Source organism: Streptomyces sp. NPDC036984 (genome assembly GCF_055607665.1).
Genome location: NZ_JBVJRL010000009.1, coordinates 162,502 through 176,190, shown reverse-complemented (window position 1 = coordinate 176,190; position 13,689 = coordinate 162,502). Strand labels below are relative to the sequence as shown.

The following is a 13,689-nucleotide window of genomic DNA, read 5'->3' as shown; positions in this document are numbered from 1 at the left end:
ACCCGGCACGGCGACCGGGCGGCCGGCCACTGACTCCAGGGGCCACCGGCGGGGCGGAGGGGCGTGGTCAGCCGATGCCCTCGTCGGGACGGAGGAGCAGCGCGAGCAGTCCGGGGAAGCGTGCGTCGAACTCCCGGCGGCGCAGCCGGTTGACCCGCCGGGGGCCTTCGTCCCGCTGCTCGACCAGCCCGGCGCCCCGCAGGACCGCGAAGTGATGACTGAGCGCCGCTTTGCCCACCGGCACGTCGAAACTGCCGCAGCTGCGCGTCCAGTCGGCGGAGCTCGCCAGGTCGCGGATCAACTGGATGCGCACGGGGTCGGCGATCGCGGACAGCGCGGTCAGCAGCGACACGTCCGCGGGATCCGTGTGCACCGGCGCCGCGCGATGACTGCCGCTCTCGGTCTGCTTCGGCATGCCCTTGTCCTCCCCCTGCCCACGCTCGCCGGGAACCCTGAAGCTTCCCGACTGCTTGCCGAGTGTTCGATGGACATCTTACAGTCTCAGTGTTCGCTTTTCATTGAACACCCGTGATCACTGTTCAGAAGGGCAGGTCCGCTCATGCGTGCGGTCGAGTTTCACGAGTACGGCGATCCCGAGGTGCTCCAGGTCGTAGCGGCCGAAGTCCCCGAGCCGGGACCGGGGCAGGTGACCATCGACGCCGCCTATGCGGGCGTGAACTTCGCCGACCTCAAGGCGCGCGCCGAGGGGTACCGGGTGACCTCTTTGCCCTTCCGGCCCGGCCTGGAGGTCTCCGGACGGGTCCGGGCCGTCGGCCACGGCGTCCAGGGGCTGCGACCGGGGCAGGACGTCGTCGCGCTGGTCGGCAGCGGCGCCTACGCGGAGGTCGTGGTCGCGGACAGCGCCACCGTCTTCCCGCTTCCGGAGGGCCTGGACCTGCGCACCGCGGCCGCGCTGCCCACCGTCCTGCCGACCGCGCACGCCCTGCTCCACGAGGTCGGGCGGCTGCGCGCGGGAGAGACCGTCCTGGTGCACGGCGCGGCCGGCGGTGTCGGCACGGCGGTCGGGCAGCTGGCCCGGGCGGCGGGCGCCGGTGCCGTGTACGGCGTGGTCTCGTCGCTGGACAAGGCCGGGTACGCCCTCCAGCACGGTTACGACGAGGTGTTCAGCGCGGACGGCTTCGCCGCCGACGTCCGCCGGGCCACCGGCGGCCGGGGCGTCGACCTGCTGCTCGACCCGGTCGGCGGCGACACCCTGCGCCGTGGTCTCGACGAGCTGGCCGTCTTCGGACGCCTGGTGTCCTTCGGAAACGCGAGCGGTGCCGAGCCGTGGCACGTCGGGCAGGCCGAACTGTCCACGCGGGGCTGTTCCGTCGCCGCCTTCTCCATCCTCAACCTCGCGCAGTCGGCGCCCGAGGCGGTGCGCGCGCTCGCCGACCGCGCCTTCCGCACGGTCACCGACGGCACCGTGAAGCTGCCGGTCACCGCGGAGTTCCCGCTGTCGGAGGCGGCCGACGCGCACCGGCTGATGGGCGGGCGCACCTCGACGGGCAAGCTGCTGCTGCGGACGGCCGACTAGGCCCTGTCTCCCCGGTCACGGGGTCCTGTGGTGAATATCAGGAGGACGTTGGGCGGTTCGGCCGGACACAATGCGGCCATGGTTGATCACGTTCGAGATGCTTCACGCCCGGATTTCCTCAGCAAGCCGTCGCTACGAGGGGAACAGGTGCTGCTCCGGCCAGTCACGGTGGATGACGTGCCTGCGTTGATGCCGATGTTCCTGGACCCAGAGGCATCACGGCTGACCGGCAGTCATGACGGCGGTGTGCCCGATGAGGGGCGAATACGTACCTGGTACGACAGTCGTCGGGAGCAAGATGAACGGCTGGACCTTGCCGTGGTCGAGCTGGCGACGGGGAACGTCGTCGGCGAGGCGGTCCTCAACGAGTGGGACCCAGGCAACGAAAGTTGCAGCTTCCGCATCTGCCTGGTGCCCGGCACCTACGGATCCGGCCTGGGGACGGAGGCGACCCGTCTGATCGTCGGGTACGGCTTCGAGAAGCTGGGGCTGCACCGCATCTCGCTGGAGGTCTATGCGTCCAATCCGCGAGCCCGCCGCGCTTACGAGAAGGTGGGGTTCGTCGCCGAGGGCGTACTGCGTGACGCGCTGCTCTGGGAGGGCGAGCGGGTGGACGCGACGGTGATGTCGATCCTGGCGCCGGAGTGGTTCCAGCACGGTGGACGTCCGGAAACAACCGGTCACGCGTCGGTCTGACCGTGCCGCTGGCGTCAGGTCGCTCGTTGTTCCGCTCATGATGAGCCGGGGTGATCTGACCGACGCTGAGTGGGCCGTGCTGGAGTCACTGCTGCCGGTGGGCAACAACCGATGCGGCCGGTGGCGGGACCACCGCCAAGTGATCAACGGGATCATCCACCGGCTCGGCACCGGGGTGCAGTGGCGAGAGCTCCCGGAACTTTTTGGCCCGTGGAAGACCGTCCACAAGCGCCACTTGCGTTGGTCGGCCGATGGCACCTGGGAACGCCTGCTTCGCCACCTCCAGGCCGTCGCCGATGCGGTGAGCGACATCGACTGGGACATCAACGTCGACTCCACCTCGATCCGCGCCCATCAGCATGCGGCCAGTGCTCCGAGGAAGCCGCCACCGGCCCTGCCGGCTGGGGCGAAGGGGGCTGCGCAAAGACCAGTTCACGTGCGCGCGCACATGCGCCGCAACCGCCGGGAGGCGGTGGCGCGCCCGGCGAGGCCCTGGGCCGCTCGGGCGGCGGGCTGACCACGAAGGTGCAGCTGGCCTCGGATGGGCTGTGCCGTCCGCTGGCCTTGCTCGTCACCCCGGGGCAGCGGGCCGACTGCACCCAGTTCATCCCCGTCATGGACAAGATCCGGGTCCCGCGCGTGGGTTCGGGCCGGCCACGGCGGTTGCCGGACAGCGTCAGCGCCGACCGTGCCTACAGCAACAGCAAGATCCGCGCCTGTCTGCGACGCAGGGGAATCAGCCAGCCATGCCATCCCGGAGAAGCGCGACACCATCGCTGCCCGTGAGCGGCGAGGCTCACGCGGCGGGCGGCCACCGGGCTTCGACACCGAACGCCATGCCGCGCGGAACACGGTGGAACGGGCCGTGGACAAGCTCAAGCAGTTCAGAGCCGTCGCAACGCGCTACGACAAAAGAGCGTACGTCTTCCTCGGAACCGTCACCGCCGCGGCCATCCTCATCTGGCTCCGCTCGTGATCGGGCAGACAGGGCCTGGCACGCACCCCGCCTCGTCTCCTGCCGCACGGCCCGGCGCCCCAGCGGCGGCCAGGGGCTCGCGACCGCGGTGTTGTGGGCCGCGCTGCCGAGCGCCCCGTACGGCATCGCCCACGCCGGGGTGCGCTGCCGGACCCGCGGAGTGCCGGGGGTGGCCGTCGTGGTGGCGGTGGTGGTTGCGGTGGCGGTGGCGTCCGGCGCGCCGCCCTGCTCGCTCGACCGACGGGACCCGTACGCCCGCTCCCTCAGGCGGACGGCCGGCTCGTGGGGTCGAAGCTGGCGAAGTAGGCGGCGGCCATGTCCTCGTCGGCGTGGCCCTGGGCGGCGGCGCGCTCCAGGCGCTGGGCACTCGCGGCGGCCACGTCCAGGCGTACGCCGTGCTCTTCGCCGGCCCGGACGATGAGCCGGGCGTCCTTGACGGCCGTGGCCACCGCGAACTGGGCCGGCGTCAGCTGGCCGTCGAGGATGAGCCCGGACTTGGCGCGCAGGTATCCCATGTCCAGCGGGCCGCCCGCGATCACGTCGAAGAAGCTCTGCGGGTCCACGCCGAGCGCCTGTGCCAGGGCCAGGACCTCTCCCGTCGCGGCGGTGGCCGCGATGACCCAGCTGTTGGCGACCAGCTTCAGGCGGGTCGCGGTGCCGGCCGCGCCGTCCTCGCCGGTCCACACGGTACGCGAGCCGATCGCGTCGAACACCGGGGCCACGGCGCCGCGGTGCTCGACCGGCCCGGCGGCGAGGACGACGAGCCTGCCGGACTCGGCGGGCTGTCGGGTGCCCAGCACCGGCGCGTCGAAGAAGACGAGGCCGTGCTCGCGGGCGAAGGCGGCCAGGCCGGCGACGGCCTCGATGCCGGCGGTGGTGGACTGCACCCAGGCGGCGCCGGAGCGCAGCGCGGGGGCGGCCTCGCGCATGCCGTCCAGGGCGGCCGGGCCGTCGTAGAGCATGGTCAGGACGACGTCGGCGCCCTCGACGGCCTCGGCGGGCGTGCCGGCGACCTGCGCGCCGTCGGCGGCGAGCGGTTCGGCCTTGGCGCGGGTGCGGTTCCAGGCACGGACGGTGTGTCCGGCCCGCAGGAGGTTGCGGGCCATCGCGGCGCCCATGATGCCGGTGCCCAGAACGCTCACGGTGAGCTTGTCGGTCATGACGTCGACTTCCCTGTCCCTGTGGTGCGATACGAACCATGCTCAAGGTGCACCCTAGGGCAGGGGGCACCCGGAACACTGTGCGCGGTGGGTCCGGTGGCCGTACCGCGTCAGCGGTTCACGCGCGGTCCGCGCTGTCGCCTCCGGCGCCCGGGGACTCGGGCGGAAGGGCCGTGCCCGGCGTCAGTCGAGCAGCCCACGGCGGGGATACGGCTGTGGCCGGTCCGGGCTGGTCGGGCAACGGGGAAGGCACGGCCCGGGCCGACTCCGGCCGACCCGCCCACGGTGGCGGCACGGGTGCGCCGGGTGCGGGGCGGCCCGCCCACTGCGGAGGCACGGGTGCACCGGGGGCCGGGTGCCCCGACCACTGCGGAGGCACGGGCGCCCCCGGGGCCGCCGGGTGGCCTGTCCACTGTGCCGGCGCAGGGACACCGTGGGCGTACGGATAGGTCGTGGGGAAGGCCGGCCGGGGTGCCGGAGCCGGGGCCGTGCGGTCCAGTCGGCGGCGGCGCAGCCACCACGCCACGGCCGCCGTGTACAGCACGATGCTCAGCACGTCGAGTGCGACCACCTGCCAGTCGGCGTCCGCCGCCGTCTCGTCGCTGTCGAGCCCGCCGACGACGGCGGCGGAGACGCCGAAGGCGAAGAGGTTGTTGACGGTGTGCAGGGCGATGGACGCCTCCAGCCCGCCGGTGCGCCAGGTCAGCCAGCCGGCGGCCGCCCCGAACACCACCAGGTCGGCGAATCCCCAGGCCGTGCCCCAGCCGTGGGCGGCCGCGAACAGGACGGCCTGGGGCAGGAGCGCGGCCCACGGCGAACGCAGGAACGCCCCGGCGGTCTGTGTGAGCCAGCCCCGGAAGACGTACTCCTCGGCGGCCGCCTGCAACGGCACCAGCACGAGCAGCATGGCGAGGGCCCGCCCGAAGGCCGCCCAGCCCACCCACTGGCTCTCCGGCTCGCCGTCCGCGGGCAGCAGGAGCATGCCTCCCATGGCCAGGGCGACGATCGGCAGAGCGGTCAGCACACACAGCAGCAGCCAGCGCCGTCTCAGCCGCCCGGTGACGGAGGAGAGCGAGCCGGCCGGGCGCCCGCCGATCCAGCGCGCGGTCAGCAGCACGACGGGTATCCCGGCCGCGAGGGTGAGCAACTCCATGGCCGTGCCCGAGACGGGGCCGAACTCCGGCCAGCCGTCCGCGTCTTCCGGGTATCCCAGGCTCGCGGCCAGGGCCGTGAAGAAGATCATGAGGACGATCAGGGTGATCATGTACGCCACGGCCACGACGAGGGTCCCGAGCAGGGGGCGCCACCACCGGTACAGCGGTGCGAGGCGGGCCAGGCGGTGGTACGGAAGCGGCTCGGCGAGCTGTGGCTGTGTCATGCCGTCAGCCTGCCCGAGGGCACCCGCGCGCGCCATCGGCCTGCGGCATGACCGGTGTCTCTATCCCTGGTTGGGAACCGGTGCCTCGAATCCCTGGTCGGGGAACCGGTGTCTCTATCCCTGGTTGGAGACCGGCCTCCGCCTCAGGTCCGGTGCCTCCCGCACGGGCCGGCCTCTACGCTCGTCGGCGACATGGAGACGACACGAAACTGGCTGCTGCCCCTGCTGCTGGCGGCCGGGCAAGGCGCCCTGCTGTGGCCCGGCGTGGGCCCGGACGGCCCCCCCGGGTTGCCGGCCCTCCTCTGCGTGCTGTGCGCGCTGACCGTGGAGACGGTCGCGCTGGGGCGCCGCCGCACCGCGCCCCTGCGCGCGTTGGCCGGCACCTTGGGCGCCGTGCTCCTCGGCGGACTCGCCTGGCCGGACGGTTACCTCGGCCTCGGCCTGCTGATCACCCTGTACTCCGTCGCCGTCCGCTGCCCCGTGCCCGTCACGGTGCGGGCCGGGGCCGCCGTCGTGGGCGTCGAGTGGGTGAAGGCCGCCGTGCACGAGGGACTGGGAGCCGCGCTGCTGTCCGAGATGGCGATCTCCCTGGGCGCCTACGTGCTGTGCGCGGGGCTCGGCGAGGCGCGGCGGCAGTGGCTGGCCGGCCGGCTGAGCGCGGCGCGGCGGCTGGCCGGGGCGGAGCAGGCCCGCCGGCTCGCGGGCGACCACGAGCGCCGTCGACTGGCCCGGGAACTGCACGATGTGAGTGCCCATCACCTCACCTCGGTCGTGGTGACCGTCGACGCCGCGCGCAGGCTCCGAGGCAGCCGGCCCGATCTGGCCGCCGAGGCGCTGGCGTTCGCCGAGCGCACCGGCACCGAGACCCTGACGGCGCTCCAGCGGCTCGTGGGAGTCCTGCGGACCGCCGACCGCCCGGACCACCGGCCGATGAGCGGACGGATCGAGGAACTGGTCGCCGGGTTCGGCCGGCTTGGCCGTCCGGTCACCGCGCGGATCCCGGACGACCTGGCCGGACCGGCCGCCGAGGCGATCCACGGCATCGTCCGCGAAGCCCTCACCAACGCGTTGCGGTACGCGCCCGGCGCCGCCACCCGGGTGGACGTCCGGCGGGCGGACGGCCTGCTCGAACTGACCGTGGAGAACGCGCCACCGCGCACCGGGGCTCCGTCCGCTGCCGGGAATCTCGGCGCGGGGCGCGGAGTCACCGGGATGCGGGAACGGGCCGCCTCGGCCGGTGGTGAACTGACCGCCGGACCCACCCGGGAGGGCGGCTGGCGGGTCCGTGCGACGCTGCCGGACGGCGAGCCGCGGCGGCCGTACGAGGACGGCTGGCGGCGTGACGTCCTGCGCGAGCAGCGGCTCGCCGACCCCGCCCTGGCACTGGCCGCGACGATCCTGCCCGGGGCCTTCGCGCTGGCGCTCGCGGAGGACTGGCCGGCCCCCGACCGGCGGGCGGCGCTGCCGGCGCTGCTGCTCGTCTGCGGGGTGCTGGTGCTGCACGCGCTGCCGCTGCTGTGGCGCCGGCGCGCCCCGCGGGCCGTCCTCCTCGCCGTCCTGGCGACGGCCTGGCTGGGCCCGGTGGCCGTCGTGGCGGTGCCTCTGCCGTCGCAGGTGGCAGAACTCCTCGTCGGCGGGACGCTGGTGGAGACGCTGGCCCTGTACGCGGTGGCCGCGTTCGGCCAGGGAGCCGCGCGCACCTGGCCCGCGCTGGTGGCGGCGACGCTCGGGGCCGCCGCCGTCGCGACGGCCACGTCGTGCGCGGACGGTTCGGTGGCGGGGGAGCCGTCGGGCGCGGCGGACGGCGTCCTGCTGACGTTCTTCCTGTCGGTCCTGCTCGCCCCGGTGTTCGCCGCCGTGTGGGGCGCCGGTCTCCTCGTACGGCGCCGCCGGCTGCGTGCCGTGGCGTACGACGAGTTCGCGTTCGCCAGCTCGGTGTGGCAGGCGGGCCGGGCCGCGGAGGCCGAACGGCAGCGGCTGGCGGCGACATTGCGCGACGCCGTCCTGGCACACACGGAAGCACTCGTCGGTGCCGCCCGGCGGGGCGAGTTGGCGGAGGTGGCCGGCACGGCCAGGGCGGCGCTGGCCGCGATGCGGGAGATGCTGCACAGCCTGGGCGACGCCGAGGAGGGCGATGAGGGGCCCGGAGGCCGGCTCGCTCCGTCGCCGACCGCCGCCGACCTCGACGCGCTGTGCCACACGCTGCGGTCCCGGGGCCGCGACGTACGGCTGCGGGGCCTGCCGCAGGCCGCCCGGGGTCTGCCGCCGTCCGTGCAGGTCTCGGTGTACCGGATCGTCGAAGCGGCGCTCGGCGCGGGCGATCTGGGGCCGGCGCGGGTGACGCTGCGGCGGCGCCGCGGCACCGTGCGGATCACGGTGACGGGCGTACGGCTCGCTGTCGCGGGCCCGGTCGCCGAACGGCTGCGGGTGCAGGTCACCGCCGGTGAGGGGCGGATCGCGTGCGAACCAGCCGGTACGCTACGCGTGTCGTTGCCGGCCGGAGCCGTTCCGGCCCCCGTCCAGGAGGTGTCCCCGTCGCCGTTCGTGTGATCGTCGTCGACGACCAGGCCGTGGTCCGGGCCGGATTCGCCGCCATCGTGGACGCCGAGCCCGATCTCACCGTGGTGGCCGAGGCCGGTGACGGGGCGTCCGCGGTGTCGCTCGCCGCCGCGCGGGCGGCCGACGTCGTCCTGATGGACATCCGGATGCCGGGCATGGACGGGCTCACCGCGACCCGGCTGATCACCGCGCCGGCCGACGGTCCGCGGGTGCTGGTGCTCACTACGTTCGACCTGGACGAGTACGTGTACGAGGCGTTGCGCGCCGGGGCGTCCGGGTTCCTGCTGAAGGACGCCCAGCCCGAGGAACTGCTGTCCGCGATCCGGGTCGTCGCGGGCGGCGACGGCATCCTGGCGCCCGCCGTGACCCGCCGGCTCATCGACACCTTCGCCCGGAGTGCCCCGCCCCCGCCCGTGGCCACCGGGGTCCTCGACCAGCTCACCCTGCGGGAGCGGGAGGTGCTGCTGAAGATCGCCTCCGGGCTGAGCAACGCCGAGATCGGCGCCGAACTCGGCGTCACCACGGGCACGGTCAAGAGTCACGTCAACGCCCTGCTGTCCAAACTCGGGCTGCGCGACCGGGTCCAGGCCACGATCCTCGCCTACGAGAGCGGCCTGATCAGTCCGCGCGGGGCGCGGCAAGGCTGACCCCCCTCGTCCCGCCGCACGCCGCCGAAGTCGATGTCCGTTCCCCGCCGGTGTTCCCCACGGCCGTCGGATGGGATGGGGTCATGACTTCACGAGGAGACCTGAACGGCAGGACGGCACTGGTCACCGGCGGCAGCCGGGGCATCGGAGCGGCGACGGCACGGCGGCTGGCCCACGCGGGCGCGGATGTGGCCGTGACCTATGTGCACGGCAAGGACGCGGCCGAGGAGGTCGTACGGGACATCGAGGCGCTGGGACGGCGGGCGGTGGCCCTGCGTGCCGACTCCGCGGAACCGGTGGAGGCGGCGGACGCGGTGCGGCGCGCGGCGGAGGCGCTGGGCGGGCTGGACGTGCTGGTGAACAACGCGGCCGTCGGGCTGATGCAGCCGCTGGAGAGCCTGTCCCTCGCGGACGTGGACCGGGTCCTCGCCGTGAACGTGCGCGGTGTGTTCCTGGCCGCCCAGTCCGCCGCCGCGCTCATGGGGCCCGGCGGGCGGATCATCACCATCGGCAGCTGTATCGCCGCACGCGTGCCCGGGCCCGGGGCCACTCTGTACGCGATGACCAAGTCGGCCGTCGTCGGACTGACGAAGGCGCTGGCCCGGGAGCTGGCCGGGCGCGGTGTCACGGCGAACGTCGTGCACCCGGGCCCGACCGACACGGACATGAATCCGGCGGACGGCCCGTACGCGTCCGGCCAGGCGGCCATGACCGCCCTCGGGCGCTTCGGGACGGCCGAGGAGGTGGCGTCCACGGTGACGTTCCTGGCCGGGCCGGAGACTGCGTATGTGACGGGCGCGGAGTTCTCGGTCGACGGCGGATACGCGGCCTGACGGGGGCCGGGGGCGTGCGCGTCAGGGCTCGTCGAGACGGCGCACGTCCTCCTCGTCCCACGTCCGGGTGTCGCGCGGCCGGGTGTAGGGCTCGGCCTGGGGCGGATGGCCGCCGGCGATGGCGCGCTGCCGTGCGGTCTCCGCGTCGAACTCCAGGCCCAGCAGGATCGCCAGGTTGGTGATCCACAGCCAGATCAGGAAGACGATGACGCCGGCCATGGTGCCGTAGGTCTTGTTGTAGGAGGCGAAGTTGGCGACGTAGAACGCGAATCCCGCGGAGGCGGCCATCCAGATCAGCAGGGCGAGGAGGCTGCCGGGGGTGATCCAGGTGAAGCCCTTCACCTTGGCGTTGGGGGTCGCCCAGTACAGGATCGCGATCATGATGGTGACGAGCAGGACGAGCACCGGCCACTTCGCGATCGACCATACGGTCAGCGCCGTGTCGCCGACGCCGAGCGCCTGTCCGGCACGGCGGGCCAGGCCGCCGGTGAAGACCACGATGAGCGCGCTGGCCACGGCGAGGATCATCAGGACCACCGTGACGCCGACGCGCACCGGGAGGATCTTCCACACCGGGCGGCCCTCGGGCATGTCGTAGACGGCGTTGGCGGCGCGGATGAAGGCGGCCACATAGCCGGACGCCGACCACACGGCCAGCACGATGCCGATCAGGGCCACGAGCGAGCCGGCGCCGGAACCGTTCTGGAGCTGCTCCACGGCCCGGGTGACGATGTCCCGGGCGGGGCCGGGAGCGAGGTTGCGGAGGTTGGCCAGCACCTTGTCCGTGGCCGACCGGCCGGCGACGGCCAGCAGGGAGACCAGCACCAGCAGAGCCGGGAACAGGGACAGGACGGCGTAGTAGGTGAGTGCCGCGGCCCGGTCGGACAGCTCGTCGTCCTTGAATTCGCGCAGTGAGCCTTTCAGCACCGCGGTCCAGGCCTGCCTGGGCAGCTTCGCGGGGGTGTCGGGCGCCCGCCGCTCCACATCCTCGGCCGGTCCCGCCTCGTCCGGGGTCGGAATCTGCGGCGACGGGGTGTCATCGGCGGCCTGCCGGTGGTGTCGCCGTGGTACGTGCAGTTTCGCCATATCGGCCGGGTATCCCGACGGGGCGGCCTCAAGCCCCCACGCGCTTCGGCCGCCAGTCCGGGCGCGGGCGCGGCGGCAGTGGCACCGGCGGGGCGGCGCCCTGCGCGCCGGGCGGGGCGGCTCCACCGGCCGCGGTAGGACGCGGGGTACGACCCGCGGTACCGACGACCTCGTTCCGCTCGCGGCCCGCGGTCAGCCACGGCCTCCGCTGAAGTTCCCCCACCGGGGTCCGATCTGCTTCCACTCCTCGTCCCACTCGGCCATGCGCCGCTGGATGAGCCGCTTGCGGACCACCCATCCCGCGCCCCAGACCGCCGCACCGGCCGTCGGGGCGACGAGCGCGCCGGTGAGGGCCGCCTGGACGTCGGCCGACGCTCCGCTGACGGGGGTGGGGACGACCCGGTCGTCCTGGTTCGCCCACACCGTCACCCGGGTTCCGGCGGGGGCACCGGGAAAGACCTTGGCCCGGTCGGTGTGCACCGAGCCGTCGGCGTCCGTCCAGCGCACGGCGGCCCACACCCGCCCGTCGTCGTAACCGGTGCCGACGGGCGGGGTCCGTGCCGAGTCGTCGGTGAGGACGGCGGAGACGGTGTGCAGGTGGGTCAGCCGTGCCTCGAAGGCCGCCGCTGAGGTCTGGGCCGCCAGCAGGCCCGCGAGGACGCCGCCGATCAGGGCGAGGAGCCAGGTTGCGAGGACGATCCAGGCCTCGACGACATCGCTGTGCCGCCTGAGCGGGTTGCGCCGCCACCGCCACAGTCGCACCCGGATGACCGTCGTGGGAGGTGTCCGTGTCATCGTCACCGCCTCCTTACGCGCACCCGCGGCCGGAACCGGGGCGGGCCCCCTGCGGTCTGCCGCCCCCGGCCTCCGAGCGAGCGTCATGACTCCATCCTGCACCTGTCCGGGCCGGTCGTCCGGTCGGGTCAGGAAGGCGTCAGCGGGAGGTCGTCGGTGTAGGCGTTCACCGGCTGCGCGATGGGCCTGGCGTCCCTGACGTCGAGCCCCGCCTCCGCGGTCCGTGTGCCGAGGGTGCCCCGCGGGTGCCAGGTGCCGGTCACCGCCAGCCAGGTGTTCGCCGGCGGCGCCTCGGTGCCGTGGACGCGCACCTTGACCGTCTGTGAGTCCGCCGCGCAGCAGGAGAAGATGATGCGGGTCAGGTACCAGCCGTCGTCGTCGCCGGCCGGGGTGACGAAGCCGGTCAGCCGGACGGTGCGGTCCTTGATGGCCCGGCTGTGGTCCTGCTGGACGCGTTTGGTGAAGTCGGTGAGGGTCAGCGGCAGCGGCGAGGTCGCGGGCAGCGGGGCGAACCCTTTCTGCGCGGCGACGGGCTTGTTGTTCGCACGGGCCGCGGTGTACGCGCCGAGCGCCGGCGGGGCGAAGAAGAGCAGGCTGAGCGCCGGGAGGAACAGCAGCCAGGCGATGCGCGGGGTGCCGGTGTGGTCGTGGCCGTGGGCGCCGTGGTCTTGAGCGTGGTCGTGATCGTGGGCGCCGCGCTCTTGAGCGGGCCTTTGGTCGTGCTCCTGGTCGTCGCCCTGGTCGTGCGCTTGGTCGGGTCCCTGCTCGTGCTGCCGGCCGGTGTCGTGCGCCTCCGGACGTCGCCCGTCGCGGGTGACCGCTCCCGCCAGGCCGAGCAGCAGCAGGACCACCCCGGACGCGATCAGCGGTGGGCGCAGTCCGGCCTTGACGTAGCGCAGATAGGTGTCGCTGAGGAGTGCCGCGTGCAGCAGGCCCGTGCCGGTCAGCGTCAGCAGGAGGGTCTGGACCGGTCGTTTCACAGCAGCGCGCCTCCGATCAGGACGCTCGCGGCGACCGCCACGACGGTGGTCGCCGAGGAGAACCGCCAGGCGAAGGCGCGCCCGAAGGTGCCCGCCTGAAGGGCGATCAGCTTCAGGTCGACCATCGGGCCGACCACCAGGAACGCGAGCCGGGCGGTGGGCGGGAAACCGGTGAGCGAGGCCGCCACGAACGCGTCGGCCTCCGAGCAGACGGCCAGCAGCACCGCGAGGGCCGCCAGGAAGAGCACCGACAGCCAGGGCGAGCCGGAGAAGGTGTCGAGCACGGAGCCCGGTACGGCGACGTTGAACGTGGCGGCGGCCATGGCGCCGAGGACGAGGAAGCCGCCGGCGTGCAGGAAGTCGTGCTGGAAGCCGAGCCGGAACTCGCTCCAGCGGCTGTGGCCGTGCTGGTGGCCGGTGTGCCGGTGGCGCAGGAGGGGGCGCAGCCACTCCTCCTTGCCGAGCCAGAGCCACAGCCAGCCCATCACGGCCGCCGTACCGAGGGAGGCGAGCAGCCGGGCGGCGACCATCGCGGGGTTGCCCGGGAAGGCGACGGCGGTGGCCGTGAGCACGACGGGGTTGATCGCCGGGGCGGAGAGCAGGAAGGCGAAGGCGGCGGCCGGGGTCACGCCCCGGCGGATCAGGCTGCTCGCGACGGGGACGGAGGCGCACTCGCAGCCGGGCAGGACCGCGCCCGCGACGCCGGCGACCGGTACGGCGAGAGCCGGCCGCCTGGGCAGCACCTTGGTGAACAGGTCGGCCGGCACGAAGGCGTTGATGGCGCCGGACAGGGCGGTGCCGAGGAGCAGGAAGGGCAGCGCCTGGACGGTGATGGCCAGGCAGACCGTGCGCCAGGCCTGGACGGCCGGCTGGTTCAGCCACTGGATGCCGGTCAGGAGGAGCAGGGCCGCTGCTCCGGCGGCGAGTGCGAGGGCGGTGCCGAGCGGCCAGGGCCGAATGCGGCGCAGCGGTGGACCGACGGGTACGACCGCCAGGCCCTCCACTACACGAACCAATTCATCCGTTTTTTTCATAATCACTC

The 13,689-nt window shown here is 73.7% G+C and carries 12 protein-coding genes and 1 pseudogene; 6 read left to right on the top strand and 7 right to left on the bottom strand.

What is annotated here, in order from left to right:
- Window positions 1-67: 67 nt before the first annotated feature.
- Window positions 68-415 (bottom strand): ArsR/SmtB family transcription factor, encoded by a 348-nt coding sequence (locus ACZ7DL_RS19040; protein ID WP_470775316.1) that lies wholly within the window; start codon window positions 413-415, stop codon window positions 68-70.
- 144 nt (window positions 416-559) lie between these two features.
- Here ACZ7DL_RS19040 and ACZ7DL_RS19035 point away from each other — a divergent pair, with 144 nt between their 5' ends.
- From ACZ7DL_RS19035 to ACZ7DL_RS19025, 3 genes and pseudogenes are all read left to right on the top strand, one after another.
- Window positions 560-1,537 (top strand): quinone oxidoreductase family protein, encoded by a 978-nt coding sequence (locus ACZ7DL_RS19035; protein WP_470775315.1) that lies wholly within the window; start codon window positions 560-562, stop codon window positions 1,535-1,537.
- Window positions 1,538-1,615: 78 nt separating this feature from the next.
- Window positions 1,616-2,233 (top strand): GNAT family N-acetyltransferase, encoded by a 618-nt coding sequence (locus tag ACZ7DL_RS19030; RefSeq protein WP_470775314.1) that lies wholly within the window; start codon window positions 1,616-1,618, stop codon window positions 2,231-2,233.
- Between the two features lie 37 nt (window positions 2,234-2,270).
- Window positions 2,271-3,209: pseudogene (locus ACZ7DL_RS19025) on the top strand (IS5 family transposase).
- Between the two features lie 263 nt (window positions 3,210-3,472).
- Here ACZ7DL_RS19025 and ACZ7DL_RS19020 read toward each other — a convergent pair.
- Together ACZ7DL_RS19020 and ACZ7DL_RS19015 are read right to left on the bottom strand one after the other, a co-directional pair.
- On the bottom strand, window positions 3,473-4,369 hold the full coding sequence (locus ACZ7DL_RS19020; protein ID WP_470775313.1) for an NAD(P)-dependent oxidoreductase: 897 nt from the start codon (window positions 4,367-4,369) through the stop codon (window positions 3,473-3,475).
- Window positions 4,370-4,487: 118 nt separating this feature from the next.
- Window positions 4,488-5,747: a lysostaphin resistance A-like protein gene (locus tag ACZ7DL_RS19015; RefSeq protein WP_470775312.1), complete on the bottom strand. Its 1,260-nt coding sequence runs from the start codon at window positions 5,745-5,747 to the stop codon at window positions 4,488-4,490.
- 192 nt (window positions 5,748-5,939) lie between these two features.
- On the opposite strand from ACZ7DL_RS19015, the gene ACZ7DL_RS19010 reads away from it, so the two are divergent.
- The 3 genes from ACZ7DL_RS19010 to ACZ7DL_RS19000 all read left to right on the top strand — a co-directional run bounded on the left by ACZ7DL_RS19010 (window position 5,940) and on the right by ACZ7DL_RS19000 (window position 9,786).
- Window positions 5,940-8,297, top strand: a complete 2,358-nt coding sequence (locus ACZ7DL_RS19010) for a histidine kinase (protein ID WP_470775311.1) — start codon at window positions 5,940-5,942, stop codon at window positions 8,295-8,297.
- Complete coding sequence (locus ACZ7DL_RS19005) at window positions 8,294-8,953, top strand: response regulator (protein ID WP_470775310.1); 660 nt, start codon at window positions 8,294-8,296, stop codon at window positions 8,951-8,953. Before ACZ7DL_RS19010 ends, ACZ7DL_RS19005 begins: the two co-directional genes overlap by 4 nt.
- A gap of 83 nt (window positions 8,954-9,036) precedes the next feature.
- The gene (locus ACZ7DL_RS19000; protein ID WP_470775309.1) at window positions 9,037-9,786 is read left to right on the top strand and encodes a 3-oxoacyl-ACP reductase family protein; all 750 of its coding nucleotides are present in this window, start codon (window positions 9,037-9,039) and stop codon (window positions 9,784-9,786) included.
- A 21-nt stretch (window positions 9,787-9,807) separates the two neighbouring features.
- Here the strand turns inward: ACZ7DL_RS19000 and ACZ7DL_RS18995 are convergent, their stop codons facing one another.
- The 4 genes from ACZ7DL_RS18995 to ACZ7DL_RS18980 form a co-directional block, all read right to left on the bottom strand.
- On the bottom strand, window positions 9,808-10,872 hold the full coding sequence (locus tag ACZ7DL_RS18995; protein ID WP_470775308.1) for a YihY/virulence factor BrkB family protein: 1,065 nt from the start codon (window positions 10,870-10,872) through the stop codon (window positions 9,808-9,810).
- A gap of 192 nt (window positions 10,873-11,064) precedes the next feature.
- The gene (locus tag ACZ7DL_RS18990; RefSeq protein ID WP_470775307.1) at window positions 11,065-11,667 is read right to left on the bottom strand and encodes an Rv1733c family protein; all 603 of its coding nucleotides are present in this window, start codon (window positions 11,665-11,667) and stop codon (window positions 11,065-11,067) included.
- Between the two features lie 128 nt (window positions 11,668-11,795).
- Window positions 11,796-12,647 (bottom strand): TIGR03943 family putative permease subunit, encoded by an 852-nt coding sequence (locus ACZ7DL_RS18985; protein WP_470775306.1) that lies wholly within the window; start codon window positions 12,645-12,647, stop codon window positions 11,796-11,798.
- Window positions 12,644-13,681: a permease gene (locus ACZ7DL_RS18980; protein WP_470775305.1), complete on the bottom strand. Its 1,038-nt coding sequence runs from the start codon at window positions 13,679-13,681 to the stop codon at window positions 12,644-12,646. The genes ACZ7DL_RS18985 and ACZ7DL_RS18980 overlap by 4 nt, the downstream gene beginning before the upstream one ends.
- Window positions 13,682-13,689: the final 8 nt, after the last annotated feature.